This is a genomic window from Bradyrhizobium sp. Kon69, from assembly GCF_055807515.1.
Window position 1 is genome coordinate 1 of record NZ_JBVVOS010000284.1, and the last position, 287, is coordinate 287.

The following is a 287-nucleotide window of genomic DNA, read 5'->3' on the forward strand; positions in this document are numbered from 1 at the left end:
CCACAGCGGGCCGTGGCCTCCTGGGTAGAACACGGTGTCGAAGTCGGCGGCGTTGACCGACTCCAGTTTCACCGTGGTCGCCAGGGCCTGCTGCACGGCCGGGTCAGCGGCGAAGCGCCGGGTTTGTTCGGTCTGGAAGTCCGGCTGATCGCTGACCGGGTCCAGCGGCGGCTGGCCACCGGCCGGCGATGCCAGCACGATATCGGCGCCGGCGTCCTTGAACGCGTAATAGGGAGCGGCAAACTCTTCGAGCCAGAAGCCGGTCTTGCGGCCGGTATCGCCAAGCT

Annotated in this window: 1 protein-coding gene; it reads right to left on the reverse strand. The window is 67.9% G+C overall.

Annotated elements, in window-relative coordinates; all coding sequences use genetic code 11:
• On the reverse strand, window positions 1-287 hold a 287-nt coding region (locus tag AC0L3U_RS39185), incomplete at both ends, for a type 1 glutamine amidotransferase family protein (protein ID WP_473365089.1).